General features: G+C 66.0%; 20 protein-coding genes. 12 read left to right on the forward strand and 8 right to left on the reverse strand.

Annotation, left to right across the window (positions count from 1 at the left end; translation table 11 throughout):
- A partial coding sequence (locus tag AC5RTT_RS14460; protein WP_494145781.1) for a dihydrolipoamide acetyltransferase family protein occupies nucleotides 1-1,089 on the forward strand: 1,089 nt, incomplete at its 5' end.
- A 5-nt stretch (nucleotides 1,090-1,094) separates the two neighbouring features.
- Nucleotides 1,095-1,712 (forward strand): phosphatase PAP2 family protein, encoded by a 618-nt coding sequence (locus AC5RTT_RS14465; RefSeq protein WP_494145782.1) that lies wholly within the window; start codon nucleotides 1,095-1,097, stop codon nucleotides 1,710-1,712.
- On the opposite strand, the gene AC5RTT_RS14470 is transcribed toward AC5RTT_RS14465, so the two are convergent.
- From AC5RTT_RS14470 to AC5RTT_RS14490, 5 genes are all read right to left on the reverse strand, one after another.
- Nucleotides 1,691-2,038 carry a hypothetical protein gene (locus tag AC5RTT_RS14470; protein WP_494011520.1) on the reverse strand — a complete coding sequence of 116 codons (348 nt, stop codon included), beginning with the start codon at nucleotides 2,036-2,038 and terminating at the stop codon, nucleotides 1,691-1,693. The genes AC5RTT_RS14465 and AC5RTT_RS14470 overlap by 22 nt on opposite strands.
- 155 nt (nucleotides 2,039-2,193) lie before the next feature.
- Nucleotides 2,194-2,622 (reverse strand): universal stress protein, encoded by a 429-nt coding sequence (locus tag AC5RTT_RS14475; RefSeq protein WP_494145783.1) that lies wholly within the window; start codon nucleotides 2,620-2,622, stop codon nucleotides 2,194-2,196.
- 45 nt (nucleotides 2,623-2,667) lie between these two features.
- On the reverse strand, nucleotides 2,668-3,957 hold the full coding sequence (locus AC5RTT_RS14480) for an aminotransferase-like domain-containing protein (protein ID WP_494145784.1): 1,290 nt from the start codon (nucleotides 3,955-3,957) through the stop codon (nucleotides 2,668-2,670).
- 65 nt (nucleotides 3,958-4,022) lie between these two features.
- Complete coding sequence (locus AC5RTT_RS14485; RefSeq protein WP_494145785.1) at nucleotides 4,023-4,844, reverse strand: GerMN domain-containing protein; 822 nt, start codon at nucleotides 4,842-4,844, stop codon at nucleotides 4,023-4,025.
- 174 nt (nucleotides 4,845-5,018) lie between these two features.
- A complete protein-coding gene (locus tag AC5RTT_RS14490; protein WP_494145786.1) occupies nucleotides 5,019-5,576 on the reverse strand; it encodes an NAD(P)H-dependent oxidoreductase in 558 nt (185 codons plus the stop codon).
- A gap of 123 nt (nucleotides 5,577-5,699) precedes the next feature.
- On the opposite strand from AC5RTT_RS14490, the gene AC5RTT_RS14495 reads away from it, so the two are divergent.
- The 6 genes from AC5RTT_RS14495 (at nucleotide 5,700) to AC5RTT_RS14520 (ending at nucleotide 13,742) form a co-directional block, all read left to right on the forward strand.
- Nucleotides 5,700-6,308, forward strand: coding sequence for a TetR/AcrR family transcriptional regulator (locus tag AC5RTT_RS14495; RefSeq protein WP_494145787.1), 609 nt, complete (start codon nucleotides 5,700-5,702; stop codon nucleotides 6,306-6,308).
- Nucleotides 6,309-6,572: 264 nt separating this feature from the next.
- Entirely contained in the window at nucleotides 6,573-7,556 is a 984-nt protein-coding gene (locus tag AC5RTT_RS14500; RefSeq protein ID WP_494145788.1) for an ABC transporter permease, read from the forward strand.
- A 2-nt stretch (nucleotides 7,557-7,558) separates the two neighbouring features.
- Nucleotides 7,559-8,563: an ABC transporter permease gene (locus tag AC5RTT_RS14505; RefSeq protein ID WP_494145789.1), complete on the forward strand. Its 1,005-nt coding sequence runs from the start codon at nucleotides 7,559-7,561 to the stop codon at nucleotides 8,561-8,563.
- A complete protein-coding gene (locus AC5RTT_RS14510) occupies nucleotides 8,560-10,803 on the forward strand; it encodes an ABC transporter ATP-binding protein (RefSeq protein WP_494145790.1) in 2,244 nt (747 codons plus the stop codon). The genes AC5RTT_RS14505 and AC5RTT_RS14510 overlap by 4 nt, the downstream gene beginning before the upstream one ends.
- Nucleotides 10,804-10,843: 40 nt before the next feature.
- Nucleotides 10,844-12,562, forward strand: coding sequence for an ABC transporter family substrate-binding protein (locus tag AC5RTT_RS14515; RefSeq protein WP_494145791.1), 1,719 nt, complete (start codon nucleotides 10,844-10,846; stop codon nucleotides 12,560-12,562).
- Between the two features lie 118 nt (nucleotides 12,563-12,680).
- Nucleotides 12,681-13,742 carry a Gfo/Idh/MocA family protein gene (locus AC5RTT_RS14520; RefSeq protein ID WP_494145792.1) on the forward strand — a complete coding sequence of 354 codons (1,062 nt, stop codon included), beginning with the start codon at nucleotides 12,681-12,683 and terminating at the stop codon, nucleotides 13,740-13,742.
- 9 nt (nucleotides 13,743-13,751) lie between these two features.
- On the opposite strand, the gene ald is transcribed toward AC5RTT_RS14520, so the two are convergent.
- Complete coding sequence (gene ald, locus AC5RTT_RS14525) at nucleotides 13,752-14,870, reverse strand: alanine dehydrogenase (RefSeq protein WP_494145799.1); 1,119 nt, start codon at nucleotides 14,868-14,870, stop codon at nucleotides 13,752-13,754.
- 232 nt (nucleotides 14,871-15,102) lie between these two features.
- Between ald and AC5RTT_RS14530 the strand changes: the two genes are divergently transcribed.
- Nucleotides 15,103-16,320, forward strand: coding sequence for a PucR family transcriptional regulator (locus AC5RTT_RS14530; protein ID WP_494145793.1), 1,218 nt, complete (start codon nucleotides 15,103-15,105; stop codon nucleotides 16,318-16,320).
- Here the strand turns inward: AC5RTT_RS14530 and AC5RTT_RS14535 are convergent.
- Nucleotides 16,317-16,763 (reverse strand): helix-turn-helix domain-containing protein, encoded by a 447-nt coding sequence (locus AC5RTT_RS14535; protein WP_494145794.1) that lies wholly within the window; start codon nucleotides 16,761-16,763, stop codon nucleotides 16,317-16,319. The two genes, AC5RTT_RS14530 and AC5RTT_RS14535, sit on opposite strands and share 4 nt — an antisense overlap.
- A 48-nt stretch (nucleotides 16,764-16,811) precedes the next feature.
- Here AC5RTT_RS14535 and AC5RTT_RS14540 point away from each other — a divergent pair, with 48 nt between their 5' ends.
- A complete protein-coding gene (locus AC5RTT_RS14540) occupies nucleotides 16,812-17,594 on the forward strand; it encodes an alpha/beta fold hydrolase (RefSeq protein ID WP_494145795.1) in 783 nt (260 codons plus the stop codon).
- Here the strand turns inward: AC5RTT_RS14540 and ptsP are convergent, their stop codons facing one another.
- Nucleotides 17,595-19,280, reverse strand: a complete 1,686-nt coding sequence (gene ptsP, locus AC5RTT_RS14545; protein WP_494145796.1) for a phosphoenolpyruvate--protein phosphotransferase — start codon at nucleotides 19,278-19,280, stop codon at nucleotides 17,595-17,597. It lies immediately after the preceding gene.
- A 158-nt stretch (nucleotides 19,281-19,438) separates the two neighbouring features.
- Between ptsP and AC5RTT_RS14550 the strand changes: the two genes are divergently transcribed.
- Together AC5RTT_RS14550 and AC5RTT_RS14555 are read left to right on the forward strand one after the other, a co-directional pair.
- A complete protein-coding gene (locus tag AC5RTT_RS14550; protein WP_494145797.1) occupies nucleotides 19,439-20,164 on the forward strand; it encodes a TetR/AcrR family transcriptional regulator in 726 nt (241 codons plus the stop codon).
- A 97-nt stretch (nucleotides 20,165-20,261) separates the two neighbouring features.
- A partial coding sequence (locus AC5RTT_RS14555) for a PTS mannitol transporter subunit IIBC (RefSeq protein ID WP_494145798.1) occupies nucleotides 20,262-21,860 on the forward strand: 1,599 nt, incomplete at its 3' end.

Consider the following 21,860-nt stretch of genomic DNA (forward strand, 5'->3'; position numbering starts at 1 on the left):
GACGCCGTCAAGCGCCGCCCGCGCAAAACGCAGCCCTCCGCCGCCGTGACCGTCAACGCCCCGGAGGTGGAACCGGTCCAGCCACTCACGCCGGCTGAGGTCGTCCAGGCCCCGCGCCCCGCCGCTGCGTCCCCGGCAGGAGCAATCGACAACCGGCCTACCCTGGGCGGCACCATCACCGGGCTGGTCAACCGTGTCCTGGCCAAGCCTCCCGTCCGCAAAATCGCCCGGGACCTGGGCATCGACCTGGCGGATGTGGTGGCCACCGGTTCCCGCGGCGAGGTGACCCGCGAGGACCTGGTGAGCTACCAGGCCCAGCGTGACGCCGAACTGGACAAAGCGGACGGATTCTGGGGCAAGGTGGGCAAGCCGCAGGACCAGCGGATTGAACGGATTCCGGTCAAGGGCGTCCGCAAGGCCACGGCCAGAGCGATGGTGGAGTCGGCCTTCTCCGCTCCCCATGTCAGCATCTTCGTGGACGTCGATGCCAGCCGGACCATGGAGTTCGTCAAGCGGCTCAAGTCGTCACGGGACTTTGAGGGCATCCGGGTTTCGCCGCTGTTGATCCTGGCCAAGGCCGTCATTTGGGCTGCCGCACGGAACCCCAGCGTCAATGCCACATGGGTGGACAACGCCGACGGCAGCGACGCCGCCGAGATTCACGTCAAGCACTATATGAACCTGGGCATCGCCGCAGCAACACCACGCGGCCTGATGGTCCCGAACATCAAGAACGCCCAGGACCTCTCACTCAAGGAACTGGCCCTCGCGCTGAACAACCTTGCCACCACGGCACGGGCCGGCAAGACCCAGCCCGCCGAAATGCAGGGCGGCACGCTGACCATCACGAACATCGGGGCACTGGGCATCGACACGGGGACGCCCATCATCAACCCGGGCGAGGTGGCCATCGTGGCGTTCGGCACCATCAAGCAGAAGCCCTGGGTCCTTGATGGTGAGGTCATCCCGCGCTGGATCACCACCCTTGGCGGCTCCTTCGACCACCGCGTGGTGGATGGTGACCTGTCCGCGCGCTTCATGGCCGACGTCGCGGCCATCCTGGAAGAGCCCGCGCTGCTCCTGGACTAAGGGACGTGGTTGTCAACAGCAATACCATCCGGGCGAAGAACAGGACAGCAAGGTGGCTGACCGAGACGTTCCAGCCGCCTGTGGTGGTCAGCGTCCAGCTGCTGATCAGCCCCCTGACGGAGGACGGGTTCCCCGGGACCATGGTGTACGGGGCGCTGGCAGCCCTGTTCGTCTGCGTGCTCCCGCTGATCCTGCTGCTGGTCCTGGTGCGGCTCGGAAAGGTCACCGACCACCACGTCAGTGACAGGAAGCAGCGTGCGCCGGTCCTGCTCATGGCGCTGGCTTCGATCCTGGCCGGGCTGCTGGTCCTGGAGGCGGCCGGGGCGCCGCGGAGTGTTGTTGCCATGGTCCTCGCCGTCGTGGGCGGGGTGGTGGTCCTGGCCGCTGTGAGCCCGTTCTGGAAAATGAGCGGCCATGCCGCCGCCATCTCCTGCTCCGCCGTTATCGCCGTCCTGATGCTGGGGCCGGCGTGGGCGCCGCTGCTGCTCCTGGTGCCGGCGGTCGGCTGGTCCCGCGTGGTGCTTCGCGCCCACACCGTTGCTCAGGTGGTGGCAGGCTCACTATTCGGCGGGGTGGTGATGGCGGGCATCTGGTGGATGCTTCAGGGCCTGATGGCACCGTAGGACATCGTGGTGAACATCTCGAGGGCGGCCGGATCGGCGGTGTTCCCCAGGGCCACAGCCGCTGCCGTCAGCAGCACACCCATCGTGGCCGCTATTCCGGCCCACGCCGTCAGCAGCTTCCAGTCCTCGCGCAGCACGCTGCCCACGGTTGCGGGAAGCTGCAGGTCCGGAGCGATGAGGTTCGGCGCGCTGTCAACGCTGCCGTCATCCAGCAGCGCCACAACGGTGCCGTTGCTGCGGTCAACCCGCATGGAGCAGATGTGGTTTCCGTGGCGGGCCAGGAGGATGTCGTGACCTACGAGCTGGCGGCGCTGGAGAGTGATCAATGGTGCCCCTTGATAGTGGTGTCTGCCGTTGTCCGCACCGTTGGGGCCTGTTCCGATTTTATCTTTGCGCTCAGGGCTTAAATGGCGTATAGGGCGTGAGAACGGACACCCCCCGCGGCGACGTTGGCCACCAGGGGGAGTGTCCGCGGTAACTCCTAGTCGGCGTCGTAAGTGTTGGCGATGTAGACGTCGCAGGGCGCATTGTGGGCCACGCTGTTCGCCACACTGCCAAGGACCCGGCCGATGCCCTGCATCCTGCGGTTTCCCACTACGATGATGCGGGCCTCCATCCGGATGGCCTCCTTGATCAAGGCGTCAGCGGGCCGCCCGCGGGCAGCCGAGTACGTTACCTTCCAGCCGCCCCCCAGTGATTCAGCCACTGTCCGCGCCACGTGCTCGGCAGCATCGGCGTCTGACACGATCCACTGGTCGCTGCCGCTGCCAAACACCTCTGTCCTGTCACTGTCGAAGGCGCTAACGACGTGGAGTGAGGCATCCAGGGCCAAGGCCAGGTCCCGGGCAGACTCTGCCGCCTTCTTTGCGGTTCCGCTGCCGTCAACTCCCACAACAATGATTCCGCTCATATGTTTGCTCCTTTGCTTGGTTCCGCGGCACTGGTGAGGCCAACGCTACAGCGCGGCGATGGCTTCCTGAAGCACCGGGGCCAGCCGGCGCACTCCCTCGGTAATAGCCTCGGGGGGCACGGCGCTGAAGGCGAGGCGCAGCTTGTTGGACGGATCGTCCGACGGCGTGAAGGCGGCGCCGGGGATAAAGACCACGCCCGCGTCAATCGCCTTGTGCAGCAGCGGGTAGGTGTCCAGTCCTTCCGGCAGCGTCACCCAGACAAAGAAGCCGCCCTCCGGGCTGGTCCATGTTGTCCCCGCGGGCATGAACTCCTTCAACGCGGCCAGCATCGCCTGGCAACGGTCGGCGTACAGGCTCCGGTAGGTCTGGATCTGGCCCTTCCAGTCGTATTCGCGGAGATAGGCGGAGACGAGCATCTGGTTCAGGGTTGGCGGGCACAGCGTGACGGATTCGGCGGCAAGGTAGTACCGGCGCTGCAGGTGCTCCGGCACCAGGGCCCAGCCGATGCGCAGGCCGGGAGCGAAGATCTTGGAGAACGAACCCATGTAGATGACGTCGTCCGGGTTCCCCGCGCGCAGCGGTGGCAGGGGCTCGCCGCTGTAGCGCAGCAGGCCGTAGGGGTTATCTTCGAGGATCAAGATATTCGCGTTGCGGCATATATCGACCACCTGCTGGCGGCGTTCCTTGGCGAGAGTGATTCCGGAAGGGTTGTTGAAGTTGGGGATGGTGTAGAGGAATTTGATGCTCTTGCCGGACATCTGGAGCGCCGCGATCTTCGCTTCCAGCAGCTCCGGGACCAGGCCGGATTCGTCCATGTCCACTGTTTCCACCTGGACCTGGTAGGACTCGAACGTGTTGAGCGCTCCCACGTAGGTGGGATCTTCCACCAGCACCACGTCACCTGGATTGCAGAAGACTTTCGTGGCCACATCCTGCGCTGACTGGGAACCGGCGGTGATCACCACGTTCTGAGGCAGGGCATCCAGGATTCCTTCGGCGGCCATCACCTCGCAGATTTGCGTCCGCAACTCCAGGGTCCCCTGGCCGGTCCCGTACTGCAGCGCGGTCAGGCCGTCCTCTGCAATGATCCGGGCCGTCGTGGCAGCGAGCCGGTCCAAGGGCAGGGACTGCAGGTAAGGGCTTCCGCCGGCAAGGGAGACCAGGCCCGGGCGCATGGAGATGTCAAAGACGTCGCGCACCGCCGATTGCCGGATGTTCGCGGCCCGGTCCGAGAACAGTTCCTCGTGCCGGTGGGCGGACGTGGCGGCCCGTTCGATTGCATCTATTGCTTCCGCTGGCAGCGTCCCTGCTGCGTCGATTGTTTCGTGGCTCACACGGACAGGATACAGCTGAAGGTTGCCTCAAAAGCAACACCTGTTGCTCCAGCGCGCCCTGCCGACTAATCCTGGCGCAACACTTCGGCGAGGGGCTGTCCGTTCACGTAGACCTCTGCCCTGATGGCGCCGGCGGCGGCCACCGCGGTCTGGGTCAGCTGGGCCTCCACTCGCGGGATGTCGCACGCGCCGCCAAGGCTGAGCGTGCCCGCCAGGTAGACAGTGACAGTGGTTCCGTCAAAGCTCCCGGACAGGAAAGTCAGGTCGGAGCCGTCCAGGGCGTTGTAGACGTCCGAGACCTCGATCGGGCCCAGTGGAATGTCACCGCCCCTTGCCCCTTCGAGCAGGGCGTTCATCGCGGCAGTCAGCAGGGGCTCGGTCCCGGGCGCGGCGCGGGACAGTCCCACCAGGCTGTCGTTGCAGCCGAAACGCACGCCGCTGCTGCCGCCGTCGTCAAGGAGGACGTAGTAGGAGGTCAGCATCCGCGGTGCCGCAGGGTTTACCGGGGGACTCGAAGCAGTGGGGGAGGGGGTCTGTGTTGCAGGCGTTGCCCGTGGTTTCCCGGCCTCCGGGACGGACATGCCGTGGGGCGGCACCATGGCCGACGGGCTGGTGGGTGGCCGGCTTGGGGTTGGGGCGAGGGTGGGTTCCGGCGGCGTGGCGGTAGTGCCGTCCGGCGCTGGCTCCTGCGGTTGTGGCGCAGGAACGTTGGCGGCGGGAGGCGGCGCAGGGCTGCTGACGGAACCGCTGCCTGGGTTGGGGGAAGCGGCGGAGGGTGTCTGCGGAGCCGGGTCCACGCAGGAGGCAAGGAGCAGCGGAAGGGCGAGGGCTGCCGCCGCCCAGCGCTTCCTTGCGAGGCACCTCCCGGCGCTCTGCTCTGCTGCCATGACTGCACCGCGATTCCGTTCCGGTACTTTTTCGTGGATCAATGCTACGGCTGGCTCTTCCGGGCGCGTATGTCCGGGAGGTACCGGTTGGGACAAGAGTTGGTCACGGTGCCGCCACGCGGCAACGCCCGGTCCGCTGGCGGGCGGACCGGGCGTTGCGGGGCATTTCAAGCCTTAGGCTGCAGGTGCGGCAGCAGCAAGGACATCGAACACGCCCTTGATCTGCTCAACAACCTCGGCGTCGTCCTTGGGGTGGACTTCGGCGAACCGGACCATGGACCCGGGGACGGCGAGCTTCACGTCCTCGAGGACCTGGGCGCCGGCAATCCCGGCGGCCTTGCGGGCCTCGTCCTGGGCCCAGACGCCGCCATACTGGCCGAACGCCGTGCCGACGACGGCCGTGGGCTTGCCGGCCAGGGCGCCGGCGCCGAAGGGGCGGGACAGCCAGTCAATGGCGTTCTTCAGGGCTGCGGGCACGGTGCCGTTGTGCTCGGGGGTCACCAGGAGGACGGTGTCAGCTTCGCTGGCTGCGGAACGGAGGGCGGCGGCAGCGGCGGGAACCTTGCCTTCAACGTCGATGTCCTCGTTGTAGAAGGGAATATTGCCCAGGCTTTCGTGGATGACGACGTCCAGCTGCTCGGGGGCGTTGAGCTGGATTGCCTCCGCCAGTTTCTGGTTCGTGGATTCGGCACGCAGGCTGCCGACGAGAGTCAGTACTTTGCTCTTGGTCATAAGAACTCCTTGTCTTGGTGGCAGCGGGGCGCCGCTTGCCGGTTTTGGCTCAGGCTGGTCATGCCTTCCACCAGACTAAACGGACCATGGTCCGGTTCTATTCCCGGGGGCTAGAATGACGCTGTGAGCCTGATCCCACTGCGGCCGGGAATGCCGGCAACGGCAGCTGAACGGAGTGACGCCGCCCGCAACCGGGAGCGGCTGCTGGTGGCCGCCCGGGAAATCATCCGGGAGGGCGGCGCCCAGGGGCTCACCATGGACCGCCTGGCCGAGCGCGCCGGAGTGGGCAAGGGCACTGTATTCCGCCGTTTCGGCAGCCGGGCAGGCCTCCTGCTGACATTGCTGGACGATTCTGAAGCGGCGTTCCAGGAACGCTTCCTGTTTGGCCCGCCGCCTTTGGGGCCGGGCGCGCCCGGCCTGGAACGGCTGGTTGCCTTCGGTGCCGCTCGGATCGCCTACGTGGTGGAGTTCGGCGACCTTGTGCTCGCGGCGGAGAACGCCTCCGGCAGCAGCCGTTTTGAGGTGCCCGCAGCGGCGCTGTGGCACCGGCATATCGAAGTGCTGCTCCGGGAAGAAGGCTTTACCTCCGACCCCTGGCTCATGGCGGGCTCCCTGGGTGCCGCCCTGGACCCCGGGCGGCTCCTCAACCTGGTCCGCGTCCACGGGATCACCGCTGACAGGCTGGCCGCGTCGTGGCGGGATCTTGTCACACGGGTGGTCAAAGGCGCATAGAGTACGCGGGCAGAAGCCCCAGCGTCCAGTCAAATCAACTTCACAGATTTGTTCATAACAATCTGATACGCCCGGGTAGTTTTCCCCGCGTCCGCCCCTATTTTCCCTGAGGGCCTGTGGTAGTTTCCTCTGGAATGTGACCCGCGACATAGTCCGCCAGGACGCCCGGCCAGGGCTGCGGGACGCCAGCTACCCGCTGGCACTGGTCCCGGTGACGCGGTACAACTCCCGCTGATCCGGGGAGGACGGAAGGATCCAGATAGCGTGCTCAGGTACCTCGCAAGGCGCGGCCTCATCTATGTGGTCATGATTTTCCTGACCACCTCCGCGGGCTACTTCCTTGCAGTGAGTTCCCTGAAGCCCGCACTGCTCGAGCAGGAACGCATTCCGCGCCCAACTCCCGAACAGGTTGCCACCTCGATGCGACTGAAGGGACTTGACCCGGACCTGAGCCCCTGGGAGCGTTATGTCGACTGGCTGACCGCCATCGTCACCCGCTGGGACTGGGGCAGGAGCCCCAACGGGGCCTTCATCAACGCGGAGTTCGGCGACAGGGTCTGGATCTCCACCAGGTTGTTCCTGGCATCCATCGTCCTGACCCTCGTCATTGGCGTGGCCCTGGGGGTCTACTCCGCCGCCCGGCAGTACAAGTTCCAGGACCGGGTCATCACCTCCTACAGCTATCTTGCCTACATCGTGCCGGCACCCATCGCCTACTTCCTGGTGCAGCTCGGAGCCATCAACATCAACGAGTCCGTGGGTGAGCGCATCTTCTTCGTCACCGGAATCTCAACCCCCGGGATAGAACCGGGCTGGGCGCAATTCGTGGACATGCTGGCGCATTACGCGGTACCCACCGTCGCCATCACCCTGGTGGGGTGGGGCTCCTACCAGATCGCCCAGCGCCAGTACCTGCTGGACAACGTCAATGCTGATTTCGTCCGGACGGCCCGTGCCAAGGGCCTCAGCCGGAACCAGGCCATAACCCGGCATGCCCTCCGGGTTTCCTTCATCCCGGTGGCACAAAGCATCGCCTTCACCATCCCGGCCATCTTCGCCGGCGGATTCTTCGCGGAAAAGATCTTCGCCTGGCCCGGCGTTGGTTCCTGGAGCATTGACGCCATCTCGCTGCAGGACGTGAACGCCGCCACTGCCACTCTCGCCTACGGTTCCGTCATTTTCGCGCTTGGCGCCATCCTGGCCGACTTCGCCACCACACTGGTTGACCCGAGAGTGAGGGTGCAGTAGCCGTGACCAACCTCAATGCCGTCGACCCGGCAGCCGCGGCGCAGGACGCGCACCTGGAGGGCGCCGACGTCGTCATCGGCAAGTCCACCATCATCTTCCGCCGCTTCCTGCGGAACAAGACAGCCGTGGCTGGCCTGGCAATCTTCCTTGCCCTGACCCTGTTCTCCTTCCTGGGCGGGTACTTCACGCCCTGGGACAAGGAAACCATCGACCCCTTTAACATCGGGATGCCGCCGTCCGCCGAGCACTACCTGGGCACCTCCCAGGCCGGCATCGACCTTTACGCCATGACCGTGGAAGGAACCCGGATCTCCATCCTGATCGGCCTGGTGGTGGGCCTGGTTTCGGTCCTCATAGCCGCGGTCTACGGCTGCACCATGGCCTACTTCGGCGGCAAAGTGGACAAGCTGATGCTCTTCGTCCTCGAGGCGCTGATCATGATGCCGGCACTCCTGGTTGTCGCCGTGGCCACCAGCGGCGGCGGAGCGGGACTCAAACAGGACCTGCCATCCTGGCTGCTGCTGATCATTGTGCTGCTGGTCTTCAGCTGGATGGGAACTGCACGCCTCATCCGTTCGCTGTCCATGTCCCTCATGCAGCGGGACTTCGTCAAGGCAGCCCAGTACATGGGTGTGCCGCCGCGCCGGATCATCTGGCGGCACCTGGTGCCGAACATCGGCTCGCTGCTGGTCCTGGACATCACCCGCGGGGTCACCGCCGCCATCCTGGCCGAGGTTGCCTTCTCCTTCATCGGCATCGGCATCAAGCTCCCGGACGTAAGCCTCGGCGTGCTGATCGGCGGCGCCACGTCCCAGGTCCAGACATTCCCGTGGATGTTCTGGGTGCCCCTGACCGTCATGTTCCTCCTCACCGGGTCCCTGGCGATGATGAACGACGGCCTGCGTGACGCCTTCGACCCCAGCTCCAGCTCCAGCGGCAAGGGGCGGAAAAACAGAGCCCGGAACAACGGAATCCAACAGGCACCTGTGCAGAAGAAGGCATCATGAGCAGCGAAACCACCGCCGGGCCGGCGGAGTCCACGGGGTCGCCGGCGGAGCGGCTCCACATAGCCGGGCTCTCCGGCCCCACCGACGCCGTACTGTCGGTCCGCGACCTGCACGTCCGGTTCAACTCTGAAAACGGCGTTGTCCACGCAGTCCGCGGCATGGACTTCGATTTGATGGCCGGCAAGACGCTTGGAATTGTGGGAGAGTCCGGCTCCGGCAAGTCCGTCACCTCCCTGGCCATCATGGGCCTGCTGCCCCCAACCGCCGAGGTCTCCGGCTCCGTCCGCCTCAACGGCCGTGAACTGCTCGGCCTTAGCGACAAAGCCATGTGCGGTTACCGCGGCAACGAACTGGCCATGGTCTTCCAGGACCCGCTTTCCTCGCTGACGCCCGTGTACACAGTGGGCACCCAGATCATTGAAGCGCTCACCATCCACAACCCCGGCATGAGCAGGCAGGCGAAGGAAGCGCGCGCCGTCGAACTCCTGGCCATGGTGGGGATTCCCAGCCCCAAGCACAGGCTGAGGGCCTTTCCGCATGAATTCTCCGGCGGCATGCGCCAGCGCGTGATGATCGCCATCGCCATCGCCAACAACCCTCGGGTCCTGATCGCGGACGAGCCGACGACGGCGCTGGACGTGACCATCCAGGCGCAGGTCCTTGAGGTGCTCCACACGGCACAGGAAGAGACCGGTGCCGCCGTCGTCATGATCACCCACGACCTGGGCGTGGTGGCCGGCATGGCAGACAACATCATGGTGATGTACGCCGGCAGGCCGGTGGAGACCGGGGCGGTGGATGACATCTACTACAACCCGCGGATGCCCTACACCATGGGCCTGCTCGGCGCCGTGCCGCGCGTTGACGTTGCGGAGAAGTCATCGCTGATTCCCATCGATGGCATGCCGCCCAACCTGATCCATACCCCTACCGGCTGCTCGTTTGCGCCCCGCTGCCCGCTGGCCTCCGAGGCCTGCCTGGACGGCGAACCCGCGCTGGCACCAGTACCGGGAAGCGCCCTTCACCGCGCCGCCTGCATCAAATCCGGGGCCTTGGGCGGTGACGTGGACGTCCGCGACGTCTTTTCCGCTCCGCCGGTACCGGTGTCCCGCTTCGATGCCATTCCCCGCGGGGAGCGCACAGCTGTCCTGGAACTGAAGGGCATCCGCAAGCATTTCCCGCTCACCAAGGGAGCCCTGTTAAAGCGCCGCATCGGCACCGTCAAGGCCGTGGACGGGATCAGCTTCGACATCCGCGAGGGGGAGTGCTTCTCGATCGTGGGCGAGTCAGGTTCGGGAAAGACCACCACCCTCCTGGAGATCATGGAGTTCCACAAGGACCAGGACGGCGAAGTGGTCATCGGCGGCCTGAGCAACAAGCAGGCCGCGGATGCCAGGACTAAGAGCGCCATGCGCCGGGAACTGCAAATGGTGTTCCAGGACCCTACCGGTGCCCTGGACCCGCGGTTCACCGTCTACGAAGTCCTCGCCGAACCGCTGCAGAACGCAGGCATGGACCGGCAGGCGGCCAAGAAACGGATCATGGAGCTGATGAGGCTGGTGGGCCTGCAGCCGGACCACGTCAACCGCTTCCCCAACCAGTTCTCCGGCGGCCAGCGCCAGCGGATCGGCATTGCACGCGCGCTGGCCGTGAACCCCAAACTGGTGGTTCTTGACGAGCCTGTCTCGGCCCTCGACGTTTCGGTGCAGGCAGGGGTCATCAACCTCCTGGACAGGCTCCGTGCCGAGCTGGGCCTGAGCTACCTCCTGGTGGCGCACGATCTCTCCGTGGTCCGGCACATCTCCAACCGGGTTGCCGTGATGTACCTGGGCAAGATCGTGGAGATCGGCGAGGTTGACCGGGTCTTCGGCAACCCGCGCCATCCGTACACGCGGGCCCTCCTGTCCGCAATTCCGGTACCTGACCCCCAAGTGGAACGCACCCGCGAACGCATCATCCTCCAGGGCGACCTGCCCTCCCCGCTGGACGCTCCCAAGGGCTGCAACTTCGCCACGCGGTGCCCCGTCTTCGCCGCACTGCCGCCCGCAAAGCAGGAGAAGTGCCTCACCCTGGAGCCGCCGCTGGAGCCCGTAACGCCCTCAAGGGCGGCACGGATCCTGGAGGCTGCCCCCGTGCCGCTGCCGGACCAGCGCTTTGCCTGTTTCTTCCCGGACGGACCGCTGGATGAGGACATGCTGGTGGTCCACGACACAGCGGACCACCATGCACCCCAGGATTAGCCGACCCATCACTCCACCAGCACCAAACGAAGGGAAAACCATGAGGAATCTGAACAGGATCGGCGGGGCAGCTGCCATTGCTGCTGCCCTGGCGCTGACGGCCTGCGGCGGTGGTGGCGGTGCCACTGGCCCGGAAACGGCCAAGGGGCAGGAGGCAGGCAGCGACCTGTCCAAGCTCATCAGCATCAACGAGAAGCCTGCAGCCGATCTTGAACAGGGCGGCAAGGTGACACTTCCGCTGGGCAGCATCGGTCCGGACTTCAACGGGTTCTCCAACAACGGCAACAGCTCGGACAACTCCGCGCTGATGGCTCCGATCAACCCGGTTGCGGTGTCGGGTGGCGGCATCGGCGGCTGCTGGAAGGTCGATTTCGAGGGCAAGGCGAGCCCCAACAAGGACTTCTGCGAGTCCGTGGAAAGCGAGATGGTTGACGGCAAGCAAACCGTCACCATCAAGGTCAACGAAAAGGCAACCTACAACGACGGCACACCGATCGACATCAAGGCCTTCCAGAACACCTGGAACATCCTGAAGAGCCCGGACGCCGGCTACGACATCGTGACCTCCGGTTCCTACGCTTTCGTGGAGTCGGTCGAGGCCGGCAGCAGCGATAAGGAAGTCATCGTCAAAATGACGCAGCCGGTCTACCCCCTGGAAGACCTGTTCTTCGGGCTGATCCACCCGGCCGTCAACACGCCGGAGATCTTCAACGAGGGCTTTGTCGGCGAGATGCACCCGGAGTGGATGGCCGGCCCGTTCAAGGTGGACCAGTATGACCCGGCCGCCAAGACCCTCTCCCTGGTCCCCAATGAAAAGTGGTGGGGCACAAAGCCGGTCCTGGAGAACGTGGTCTTCCGCCAGCTGGAAACCAGCGCCCAGATCGCGGCCTTCAAGAACGGCGAGATCGACGCTATGTCTGCCAACACCATCGCCCTTTACAAGCAGCTGGAAGGCACCAAGGACGCCGAGGTCCGCCGCGGCCAGCGCCTGTTCGCCGGCGGCCTGAACATCAACGCCCAGCGGATCACCGACGTCGCTGTCCGGGAAGCCATCTTTGCCGCAGTGGACCGCGAGGCCCTGCGAAAGGTCCGGTTCAATGGCCTGAACTGGGAGGAGCCCAGCTCCGGTTCCATGATGCTCCTGCCGTTCTCGGACTACTACCAGGACAACTATCCCGTGAAGGAGACCGGCCCGGACGCCGCCAAGAAGGTCCTGACCGACGCCGGGTACACGGAGAACGCCAGCGGCGTCATGGAGAAGGACGGCAAGCCTGTCTCCTTCAAGATCAGCAACTTCGGTGACGATCCCACCACGCTGGCCTTTACCCAGACCCTGCAGAAGCAGCTCCAGGCCGGCGGCATGGACGTGGGCATCGACCAGCGGGCCTCGGCCGACTTCGGAAAGGTCATCGGCGGCCGCGAGTTCGACCTGAGCGTCTCCGGCTACACCGTTGGCGCCGACGCGACGTCCGCCGTCAAGCAGTACTACGACTCCAAGACCAACGAAAACGGCCTGGGGGACGCTGAACTGGACAAGAAGATCGCCGAGCTCGCCTCCATCGAGGACAACGCCGAACGGAACAAGGCAGCCATGGAAGTGGAGAAGGAGCACATGGCGAAGTACTTCTCCATGGGCGTGGTCATGAACGGCCCGCAGATCTCCTTCGTCCGCACCGGCCTTGCCAACTACGGCCCGTCCCTGTTCCAGAGCCTGTCCCAGGTTCCGGACTGGACCACCCTTGGCTGGGAAAAGAAGTAACTGCTTCATAATCGCCAAGGCCGGCATTCCCGCCAGGGGGTGCCGGCCGCGGCGTTTAAGTGGCAGCGGATAAGGAGAGCCGGCGCGCCCGGCAAGGCAGCGGAGTAGCGTAGCTTCCATGACCGGAACTGCTGCTGAACGCCCCATCCGCACTGCCGTCGTCGGGTACGGCCTGGCAGGGAGCGTCTTCCACGCCCCGCTGATCGCGGCCGACCCCAGCTACTCGCTGGACGTCATTGCAACGTCCGACGCCGGCAGGCAGGCGGCTGCCACCGCCCGCTATCCGGGGGTCAAGACAGTCCGCGACGGCGACGCCGTCCTGGACGTTGCGGACCACCTGGACCTGGTGGTGCTGGGAACCCCGCCGGCCACGCACTACCCCCTGGCCAGGGCTGCCCTGGAAGCGGGGCTGGACGTTGTGGTGGACAAGCCTTTCGCCGTCACCAGCGCACAGGGGCAGGAACTGATCGAACTGGCCCGGAAGCTGGGCCGGGTGCTGACGGTCTTCCACAACCGGCGGTGGGACGGCGATTATCTGACCCTGCGGAAACTGCTGGCGGTGGACGCCGTGGGCACCGTGACCAGGTTCGAATCGCGGTTCGAGCGCTGGTCCCCCATCATCGCCAAAGCCTGGAAGGCGCGAGCAACGGCCGCCGACGGGGGCGGTGCGTTGTTCGATCTGGGCAGCCACCTCATTGACCAGGCGCTCCAGCTCTTCGGTCCGGCCGCGGTGACCCATGCCGAGCTGCGGGCTCGGCGCTCTGATGAGCGGGCGGATGATGATGTGTTCGTGGTGCTGCGCCACGAGACGGGGGTCCTCAGCCACCTGCACATGAACATGCTCTGCGCGCAGCAGGCCCCGCGGTTCCGCGTCCTGGGTTCGGTGGCCGGGTTCACCAAGCACGGCGTGGACCCGCAGGAACCGTACATTCTGGCCGGCGGCAGCCCCCTCGACGAGGAATACGGGGTGGAGTCGCCGGAATGGGCAGGGCTCCTGGGCCGTGACGGCCACCTGGATGCCCTGCCCACCGAGCGGGGGGCTTATCCCGAGTTCTACCGGCTGCTGGCCGGGAAGATCCACGACGGCGGTGCCGCCTCCGCGGCGCCCCTTCCCGTGGACCCGGCAGACGCCGTCGAGACCCTGAAGATCATCGAGGCGGCACGCGCGCTGGCCCGGTAGCGCCTCCTGCTACGCCGAGACGAGTTCGTGCCAGTCGGCCACGAGGGGCAGGTTGTGGGCTTCCGAAACCGAGTGGTGTGCAACGTGGCCGGCGGCGATGTTGAGCCCTGCCGCCAGGGCAGGATCACGGTCGAAAGCGGCCTTGACGCCGAGGTTGGCCAGGGCCACCGCGTAGCGCAGGGTGACGTTGGTCAGCGCGTAGGTGGAGGTGTTGGGGACGGCGCCGGGCATGTTCGCCACGCAGTAGAAGATGGTGTTGTGCACCTTGTAGGTGGGTTCCTGGTGCGTGGTGGGGCGGGTGTCCTCGAAGCAGCCGCCCTGGTCCACGGCGATGTCCACCAGGACAGAGCCGGGCTTCATCCGCGCCACGAGGTCGTTGGTCACCAGTTTGGGGGCCTTCGCGCCGGGGATCAGGACCGAGCCGATCACCAGGTCCGCGTCCACAACGGACTTCTCGATCTCGTACTTGTTCGAGGCCACCGTCTTCAGCCGGCCCTGGTACTGGGCGTCCAGTTCGCGGAGCCGGTTGATGTTGATGTCCAGGATGGTGACGTCTGCGCCCAGGCCCAGCGCCATCGCTGCAGCGTTGGTTCCGGCAACGCCGGCGCCCAGCACAACAACCTTGGCAGGGCGGACGCCGGGCACGCCGCCCAGCAGGATGCCCTTGCCACCGGCGGGGGCCATCAGCGAGGAGGCGCCCACCTGGACTGACAGCCGGCCCGCGACCTCGGACATGGGCGCGAGCAGGGGCAGGGTGCGCCCTTCCTGCACGGTTTCGTAAGCGATGGCCGTGACGCCGGAGTTGATGAGCTCGCGGGTCAGTTCCGGCTCGGCGGCGAGGTGGAGGTAGGTGAAGAGGATCAGGCCCTTGCGGAAGCGGTGGTACTCGGCCTTGATGGGCTCCTTGACCTTCATGACCATGTCCGCACGGGCCCAGACGTCGTCCGCCTCATTGACAATTTCCGCACCGGCTATCGAGTATTCCTCATCGGTGATGCCGGAGCCGAGGCCCGCGCCGCGCTCCACCAGGACCGTGTGGCCATGGGTGCGGAACTCGTGGACGCCGGCGGCAGTGATGGCCACCCGGAATTCGTTGTTCTTGATTTCTTTGGGGACACCGATGATCATCGTGGGCTCCAGGTTCTCGGCCGTGTGGGCCGGAAAGTGCGGAAGGTTCTGTGTTTCCACGATAAATCCGGCTGTGAGCCAGCTGACATGGAGCGGTGGCGCACGTATGAGAACAACCGCGGAATTCTGCGGATTTTACCGGCTTTCATTCGACAGATGTCGAGCGTTGGAGCGTCAGGTGTCGCCTGCTGTCCGTTCGTCCGCCCCCGCTCAAAAGCAGTAGTGTTGCCCCATGCAGCATGGTGTGGAGCAGCTCGTGGAGCAGGTGGCGCAGAAGCTCGGCCGCGGGCTGTCCCTCGAGGACCTGGACGGGGTGCTGCTCGCCTACAGCTCCAACCAGTCCCACGCGGACCGGGTGCGGGTGAACTTCCTGCTCAGCAAGAAGGTGCCGGCGGACGTCAGTGCCTGGCAACTCTCGCACGGCATCGCCACCGCCGTCCGGCCCGTGGTGGTCCCGGCCAACGCGGACCTGGGGATGCTGGGCCGCGTGTGCGTCCCGTTGATGGTCCGCGGTTTCCGCGTGGGATACCTGTGGGTGCAGCAGGACTCGGCGGAGGAAAATCCGGCGGCAATCCTCACCCAGCTTCCGGCAGTCAACCACGAGCTGGAACTGCTGTCCGGGCTGCTGCTGGATTCCAACACGGCCGAATCGGAGTACCGGCGGAGCCGTGAGCGGGAGTTCCTGGCTGCCTGTGCCGGGGAACCAAACGCCGTGGCGGCCGTGGCCGGCTGGAAGGAAGTCCAGGGGAAGGGGCCGTGGCAGATGGTCACGGTCCTCGACGCCGACGGCTGGGCCAGCGGCCCCGATCCCATTGCCGCCACCCTGACCCACCGCTCCACCGCGCTCCAGGCCACGGTGGGTGTTGATGCCGCCCTGTTCAGCGCCGGCACCGAGACGCATTCCGTGGTGCTGTTCCGCGAATCGACAGGCCGGGCCAACCACGCCCAGGTGCTGGTGCACTACCAGCTGGAACTTGCCAAACGCTCGGGCCGGCCGGTCCACCGCATCATCCTGGGCATCAGCGAAGGCTTCAGCCGGACCCGCCAGCTGTCAGAGGCGTACCGCCAGTCCAGGGTTGCGGCGCAGGCTGCGGCGGTGGACCCGCAACTGGGCGAGCTGGTGGACTGCCGGGCCGCCGGCGTGTACCAGTTGCTGGCCTCGGCCGGGGGAGGGGTTGGCGCCTGGGCGGACTCCGGCTCGGTCTACTTCCGGATGCTGGAGGACCAGGACCGCAACGGTGAGCTCATTCCCGTCCTGGAACTCCTCTATGACAACGACGGCTCGGTGCAGGACGTTGCCGCCCGGCTGCACCTGCACCGCAGCAGCATCTATAACCGGCTGGGCCGGATCCGGCAGCTCCTGGGCGTGGACCCGCTCAAGGGGCTGCCCCGGCTGGAACTCCACGCAGCCCTGAAGATGCGGCGCTGGGCAGGCCGGCCAAGGATCTAGGCGTCCTGCCCGTCCACCGCTTCCTGCGGGCCGGCCTTCCTCCTGGATTCCTTCTTCTGCTGCTCCAGTTTCTGCTGTTCAAGCTTCTGCTTGTCCAGCCAGGCCATGATGGCCGCCAGCGGGATGCGCCGGTGTGAGCCGCGGTATTCCACCGGGATCTCGCCGCGGTCCGTCATGTTGCGGAGGTAGGTGTGCGAAATGCCGGCCAGTTCCGCCGCCTTGGAGGTGGTCAGCATTTCCTCAACGCTGCTGACGGTCACCGCTTCGCCGCGGCTGAACCGGTGGAGGAGATCGACGACGGCGTCCCGCGCCAGGGGCGGCAACCGGTGGACAGTGCCGTCCACGAAAACGGTGATGTCATCGCTGCCCGCAAGTGCCCGCTGGAGCTTGTCGGCATCTTCCCGCGGAAGGGCGCCGGTCATCCGGGGAGCTATCAGTGCCATGATTTCAGCCTACCGGTGCCCTGCTGCGGTGGACGGTATGCTCGGCTGATGGAGTTGAGTGGCGGACAAGATGTGGAACACGGCGGCCTGCATGGAAAGCTCTATGCTTCGGTCCTGCCTGCCGCTGTCGGGGCCAGGCCTACGTACGTGCTGCTGCACGGTATCGGCGTCTCCCACCGCTACCTGGCCCGGCTGCATCAGGAGCTGGCCAAGACAGCGGACGTCTACACCCTCGACCTGCCGGGCTTCGGCGATGCGGCCCGCCCCCGCCGGAGGCTGGAGGTTGAAGACTATGCTGCCTTCGTCACTGCCGTCCTGGCCGGGGCCGGGGTGCGAAGCTATGTGGCCGTGGGCCATTCCATGGGAACCCAGCTGGCAGTGGACCTGGCCCTGCAGGAACCCGGCCAGGTGTCCGGCGTCGTCCTGATGGGGCCGGTGGTGGATGACAGCCGGAAGTCGGTGGCGCGGCAGTCCCTGGCACTGACCAGGGATGCGATGTTCAGCGAATCCCTGTCCGCCAACGTCATCGTGTTCGGCGACTACTTCCGGGCCGGCCTGCGCTGGTACCTCACGGAGTTGCCGGTGATGATGGAATACCCCATCACGGAGCGCCTGGCAGGCGTCAGCCAGCCCGTGCTGGTTCTCCGGGGCGAAAAGGACCCGATCGCCCGGCGCCCGTGGTGCGCACGCCTCGCCGGCGTTGCCCCGCAGGGCACCGCCGGCGAAATCCCCGGGCAGGGCCACGTCTTCCAGCACACCGCCCCCGAAGCCGCAGCGGAAACCATCAGCGGATGGGTCCGTGCTGTGGACGAGTTCGGCGTCAGCGCCTGATCAGAGCCCCAGCTCCTCCAGGACGGGCAGCTTCTCCCGGACCCATGCCCGGGCCTCAGTGGCGCTCGGTGCGGACAACGCCAGCTTGGCAAGTTCCTGCGCCTCGGAGAGCGTGACGGTCTTCAGGACGGCGGCCACGGCCGCGATGGAACGCGCGGTCATGGACAGCGTATTCACGCCCAGGCCCGTCAGTACGACGGCGAGGGCGGGGTCCGCGGCAGCCTCGCCGCAGACGCCCACGGGCTTGCCGCTGCCTTCTGCCCGGGAGCCTTCAACGGTGAGCCCCACCAGGCGCAGGACGGCCGGCTGCCACGGGGTGTTCAGGTTGGCGAGCGGCCCCAGCTGGCGGTCGGCCGCCATGGCGTACTGGGTGAGGTCGTTGGTGCCCAGGCTGGCGAAGTTCACCTCGCGCAGGATGGATTCGGCCGTCAGGGCAGCGGAGGGGACCTCCACCATCACCCCGGGGTTCCTGATTCCGGCGCCTGCGCACATGGACGCGAAGTGGGCAGCCTCTTCTGCCGTCGAGATCATGGGTGCCATCACCCACACATCAGCCTCCGACTGCTTTTCCGCCAGGGCGATTGCTTCCAGCTGGCGGTCGAGGACCCCGGGCGTGGTGAAGTCGGTGCGGTAGCCGCGGACGCCGAGGGCCGGATTGGGTTCAGTGGAGTCAGTCAGGAACGGCAGCGGCTTGTCCGCGCCGGCATCAAGGGTGCGCAGGACCACTTTCTTGCCCGGGAAGGCATCGAAAACACTCTTGTAGGCTGCGGCCTGTTCTTCAACGCTGGGCTCGGTGTCCCGCTCCAGGAAGCAGAATTCCGTGCGGAACAGGCCCACGCCCTCGGCGCCCAGCTTGGCGGCGGCCTCGGCATCCTTGCCGCCGCCCACGTTGGCGAGCAACGGCACAAGGTGGCCGTCCGCCGTCGCGCCGGTACCGCTGAACTCGGCCAGCAGGGAAGCCGTGGCCGCCCACGCTTCCGCTGCAGCGCGCAGGGATCCGTCAGGCTGGGAGGTGATGTTGCCGGCGGCCCCGTCCACGTAGACTTCGGTGCCGTCCGGGAGTTCGTCCACGCCCACCGCGGCGACCACGGCGGGGAGGCCAAGGGAGCGGGCAATGATGGCGGTATGGGATTGCGGGCCGCCGCCGGAGGTCACCAGGGCCAGGACCTTGTTGGGGTCCAGGGTGGCTGTATCGGCCGGGGCAAGGTCCTCGGCCACCAGGATGAATGGTGAGTTGGAGCTGGGGATGCCCGGCGCGGGGACACCGCGGAGTTCAGCGACGATCCGGGCACGTACGTCCAGGACGTCGGTGGCGCGTTCGGCCATGTAACCGCCCAGGTTATGCAGCATTTCCGAAACTGAGGAGCCGGATTCCCAAATGGCGCGCTCGCTGGACATCCCGCGGGCGATGAGCTTGCTGGCGCCCTTGATCAGCATGGTGTCCTTGGCCATCAGTGCGGTGGCTTCGAGGACTGCCTTGCCATCGCCGGTTGCGTGGGCGGCGCGTGCCTTCAGTTCATCGTGTACTGCCTGGGATGCCGCCTTCAGGGCTGCAGTTGCTTCCTCGGCCGTCGTGCCCGGTGCCAGCTGTTCACCTGCGGGAGGTTCGCTGATCGGTTTCGGCATCTGCCGGATGACTCCGATGACGCGGCCTGGACTGACGCCTACTCCTGGGAAGTTCTGCACTGAAGGTCCTCATTCTCTTCCGGTAGCCAGGCGCGTCATGATCTCCGGCGCCGTGCCGGCACCGCCTGGGACTGCTACGTCCAGGCGGGAAACGTGCCTGAAAAAATTGTATGTGATTCAGTTCATATAGCAATGCTATAGGTGCTAGGGTAGCGGTTATGAGTTTGGATGGCCAGCTTCCCCCCAAAATGCGACTGCTGCGTGCGGCGGCGGAATTGCTGGCAAAGTCCGCGGGAGCTCCCGTCTCCACCCGCCAGATCACGCAGCTGGCAGGGGTTTCGGCTCCCACCCTGTACCACCACTTCGGCGACAAGGAAGGCTTGTTTGACGCCGTCGTCGCCGCGGGTTTTGAGGAATATGTCGCGGGCGAAAGGGATTTCGCCCCCTCCGGGCATCCGCTTGAGGACATCCGGAGAATGTGGGACAACCATGTGCAGTTCGGGCTAAACCAGCCGGAGCTGTACCTGGTGATGTTCGGCAATATCCGTCCGGAGAGCCGTCCCGCCATCGTTGCCGATGCCGAGGCCTTGATGGAGGAGATGCTGAACAAGGCAGCGGCGGCGGGCCAGCTGAACGTCCAGCCCCGGGAAGCGGCCAGGTCCATCCTGGCGGCCAACGTGGGCGTGACGCTGATGCTGATTGCGGAGCCCGCCTCCGAACGGAACCTCGAACTGTCCACCATGACCCGGGACGCCATGATCTTCGCGGTGTCCGCCGAGCCCTCCGCGGGCCCGGTTCCGGGCGAGACCGGGAAGTCCTCGGTAGTGGTGGCTGCGATCGCCCTGAACGCCGCACTTCAGGCCTCGCACTCAGACCAGCTCTCGAGCTCGGAACTCAAACTCTTCCTCGAATGGCTGCACAGGATCTCCACCAGCCCGTCCTGAAGCAGCCTCCTGCGCATTACCCCGCTAGACAGCAATACGTCGCTCGTCACCATCGGACCATCCTGCACAGCAGCAGGACAGACGGTTAGGAAATCACATGGCAACAGAAACAGTTGCGAAACCCCGCACCAGCTTGCGGGTTGGCGTCCAGAAGTTCGGAACGTTCCTCTCCGGAATGATCATGCCCAACATCGGTGCCTTCATCGCCTGGGGCCTCATCACGGCGCTCTTCATCGAGAAGGGCTGGCTGCCGGTTCCCGAATTGGGCGGCTTCGGCACCAACGCCGAAGGCGAGCCCAACACCGGGCTCGTGGGACCAATGATCACCTACCTGCTGCCCCTGCTGATCGGCTACACCGGCGGCAAGATGGTCTACGACACCCGTGGCGGCGTGGTGGGCGCCATCGGCACCATGGGCGTGATCGTGGGTGCCGGCATCCCGATGTTCATCGGTGCCATGATCATGGGACCCCTGGGCGGCTGGACCATAAAGAAGATCGACTCGATCTGGGACGGCAAGATCCGCCCCGGCTTCGAGATGCTGGTGAACAACTTCTCGGCAGGCATCTGGGGTGCCCTCCTGGCCATGCTGGGCTTCTACGCGATCGCTCCGGTGGTCCAGGCCTTCAGCACCGGAGCCGGGAACGTAGTGCAGTTCCTGGTGGACAACGGCCTGCTGCCCCTGACCAGCATCTTCATTGAGCCGGCCAAGGTCCTCTTCCTGAACAACGCCATCAACCACGGCGTCCTGACCCCCCTCGGTGTCCAGCAGTCCCTCGAACAGGGGAAGTCCATCCTGTTCCTCCTGGAGGCAAACCCCGGTCCCGGCCTGGGCATCCTGCTGGCCTACATGGTCTTCGGCCGCGGCGCCGCCAAGGCCTCCGCTCCTGGGGCAGCCATCATCCACTTCCTCGGCGGCATCCACGAGATCTACTTCCCGTACGTGCTGATGCGCCCGCTCCTCATCCTGGCTGCCATCGCAGGCGGTATGACGGGTATCGCCACCCTGGCCATCACCGGTTCCGGCCTGGTTGCCCCGGCAGCCCCGGGCTCCATTTTCGCGGTGCTCGCCCAGACCTCCCGCGACAGCTACCTGGGCGTGATCCTTGCGGTCCTGCTGGCGGCAACGGTGTCCTTCCTGGTGGCCTCGGTGATCATGAAGACCACCAAGCACAGCGACGAGGTCGACCTGAATGACGCCACCTCCCGGATGGAGCAGATGAAGGGCAAGAAGAGCTCCGTTGCCTCCACCCTGGCGGGTGCCGGCGCAGGTGCTGCCGCAGGCGGCGGCGTGGGCGTCCTGGCCGGTCCGGTGCGGAACATCGTGTTCGCGTGCGACGCCGGCATGGGCTCAAGTGCCATGGGCGCCTCGGTGCTCCGGAACAAGATCAAGGCTGCCGGTTTCCCGGACGTCAAGGTCACCAACGCCTCCATCGCCAACCTCAGCGACACGTACGACGTTGTGATCACGCACCAGGACCTCACCGAACGCGCCAAGCCGGCCACGTCCAGCGCCGTCCACTACTCCGTGGACAACTTCATGAGCAGCCCGCGCTACGACGAGATCGTTGAGCTGGTCCGTGAAAGCAACACCGAAGGCAGCACCGTGCCGGGCACCGAGCCCGCTGCCGGAAGCCCCGGCGGCGCGCCTGCCGCCGGCGCTCCCGCCGACGCTGGTGCGGCCGGAACCACTGCC

This window comes from Arthrobacter sp. Y3221157 (genome assembly GCF_059089865.1).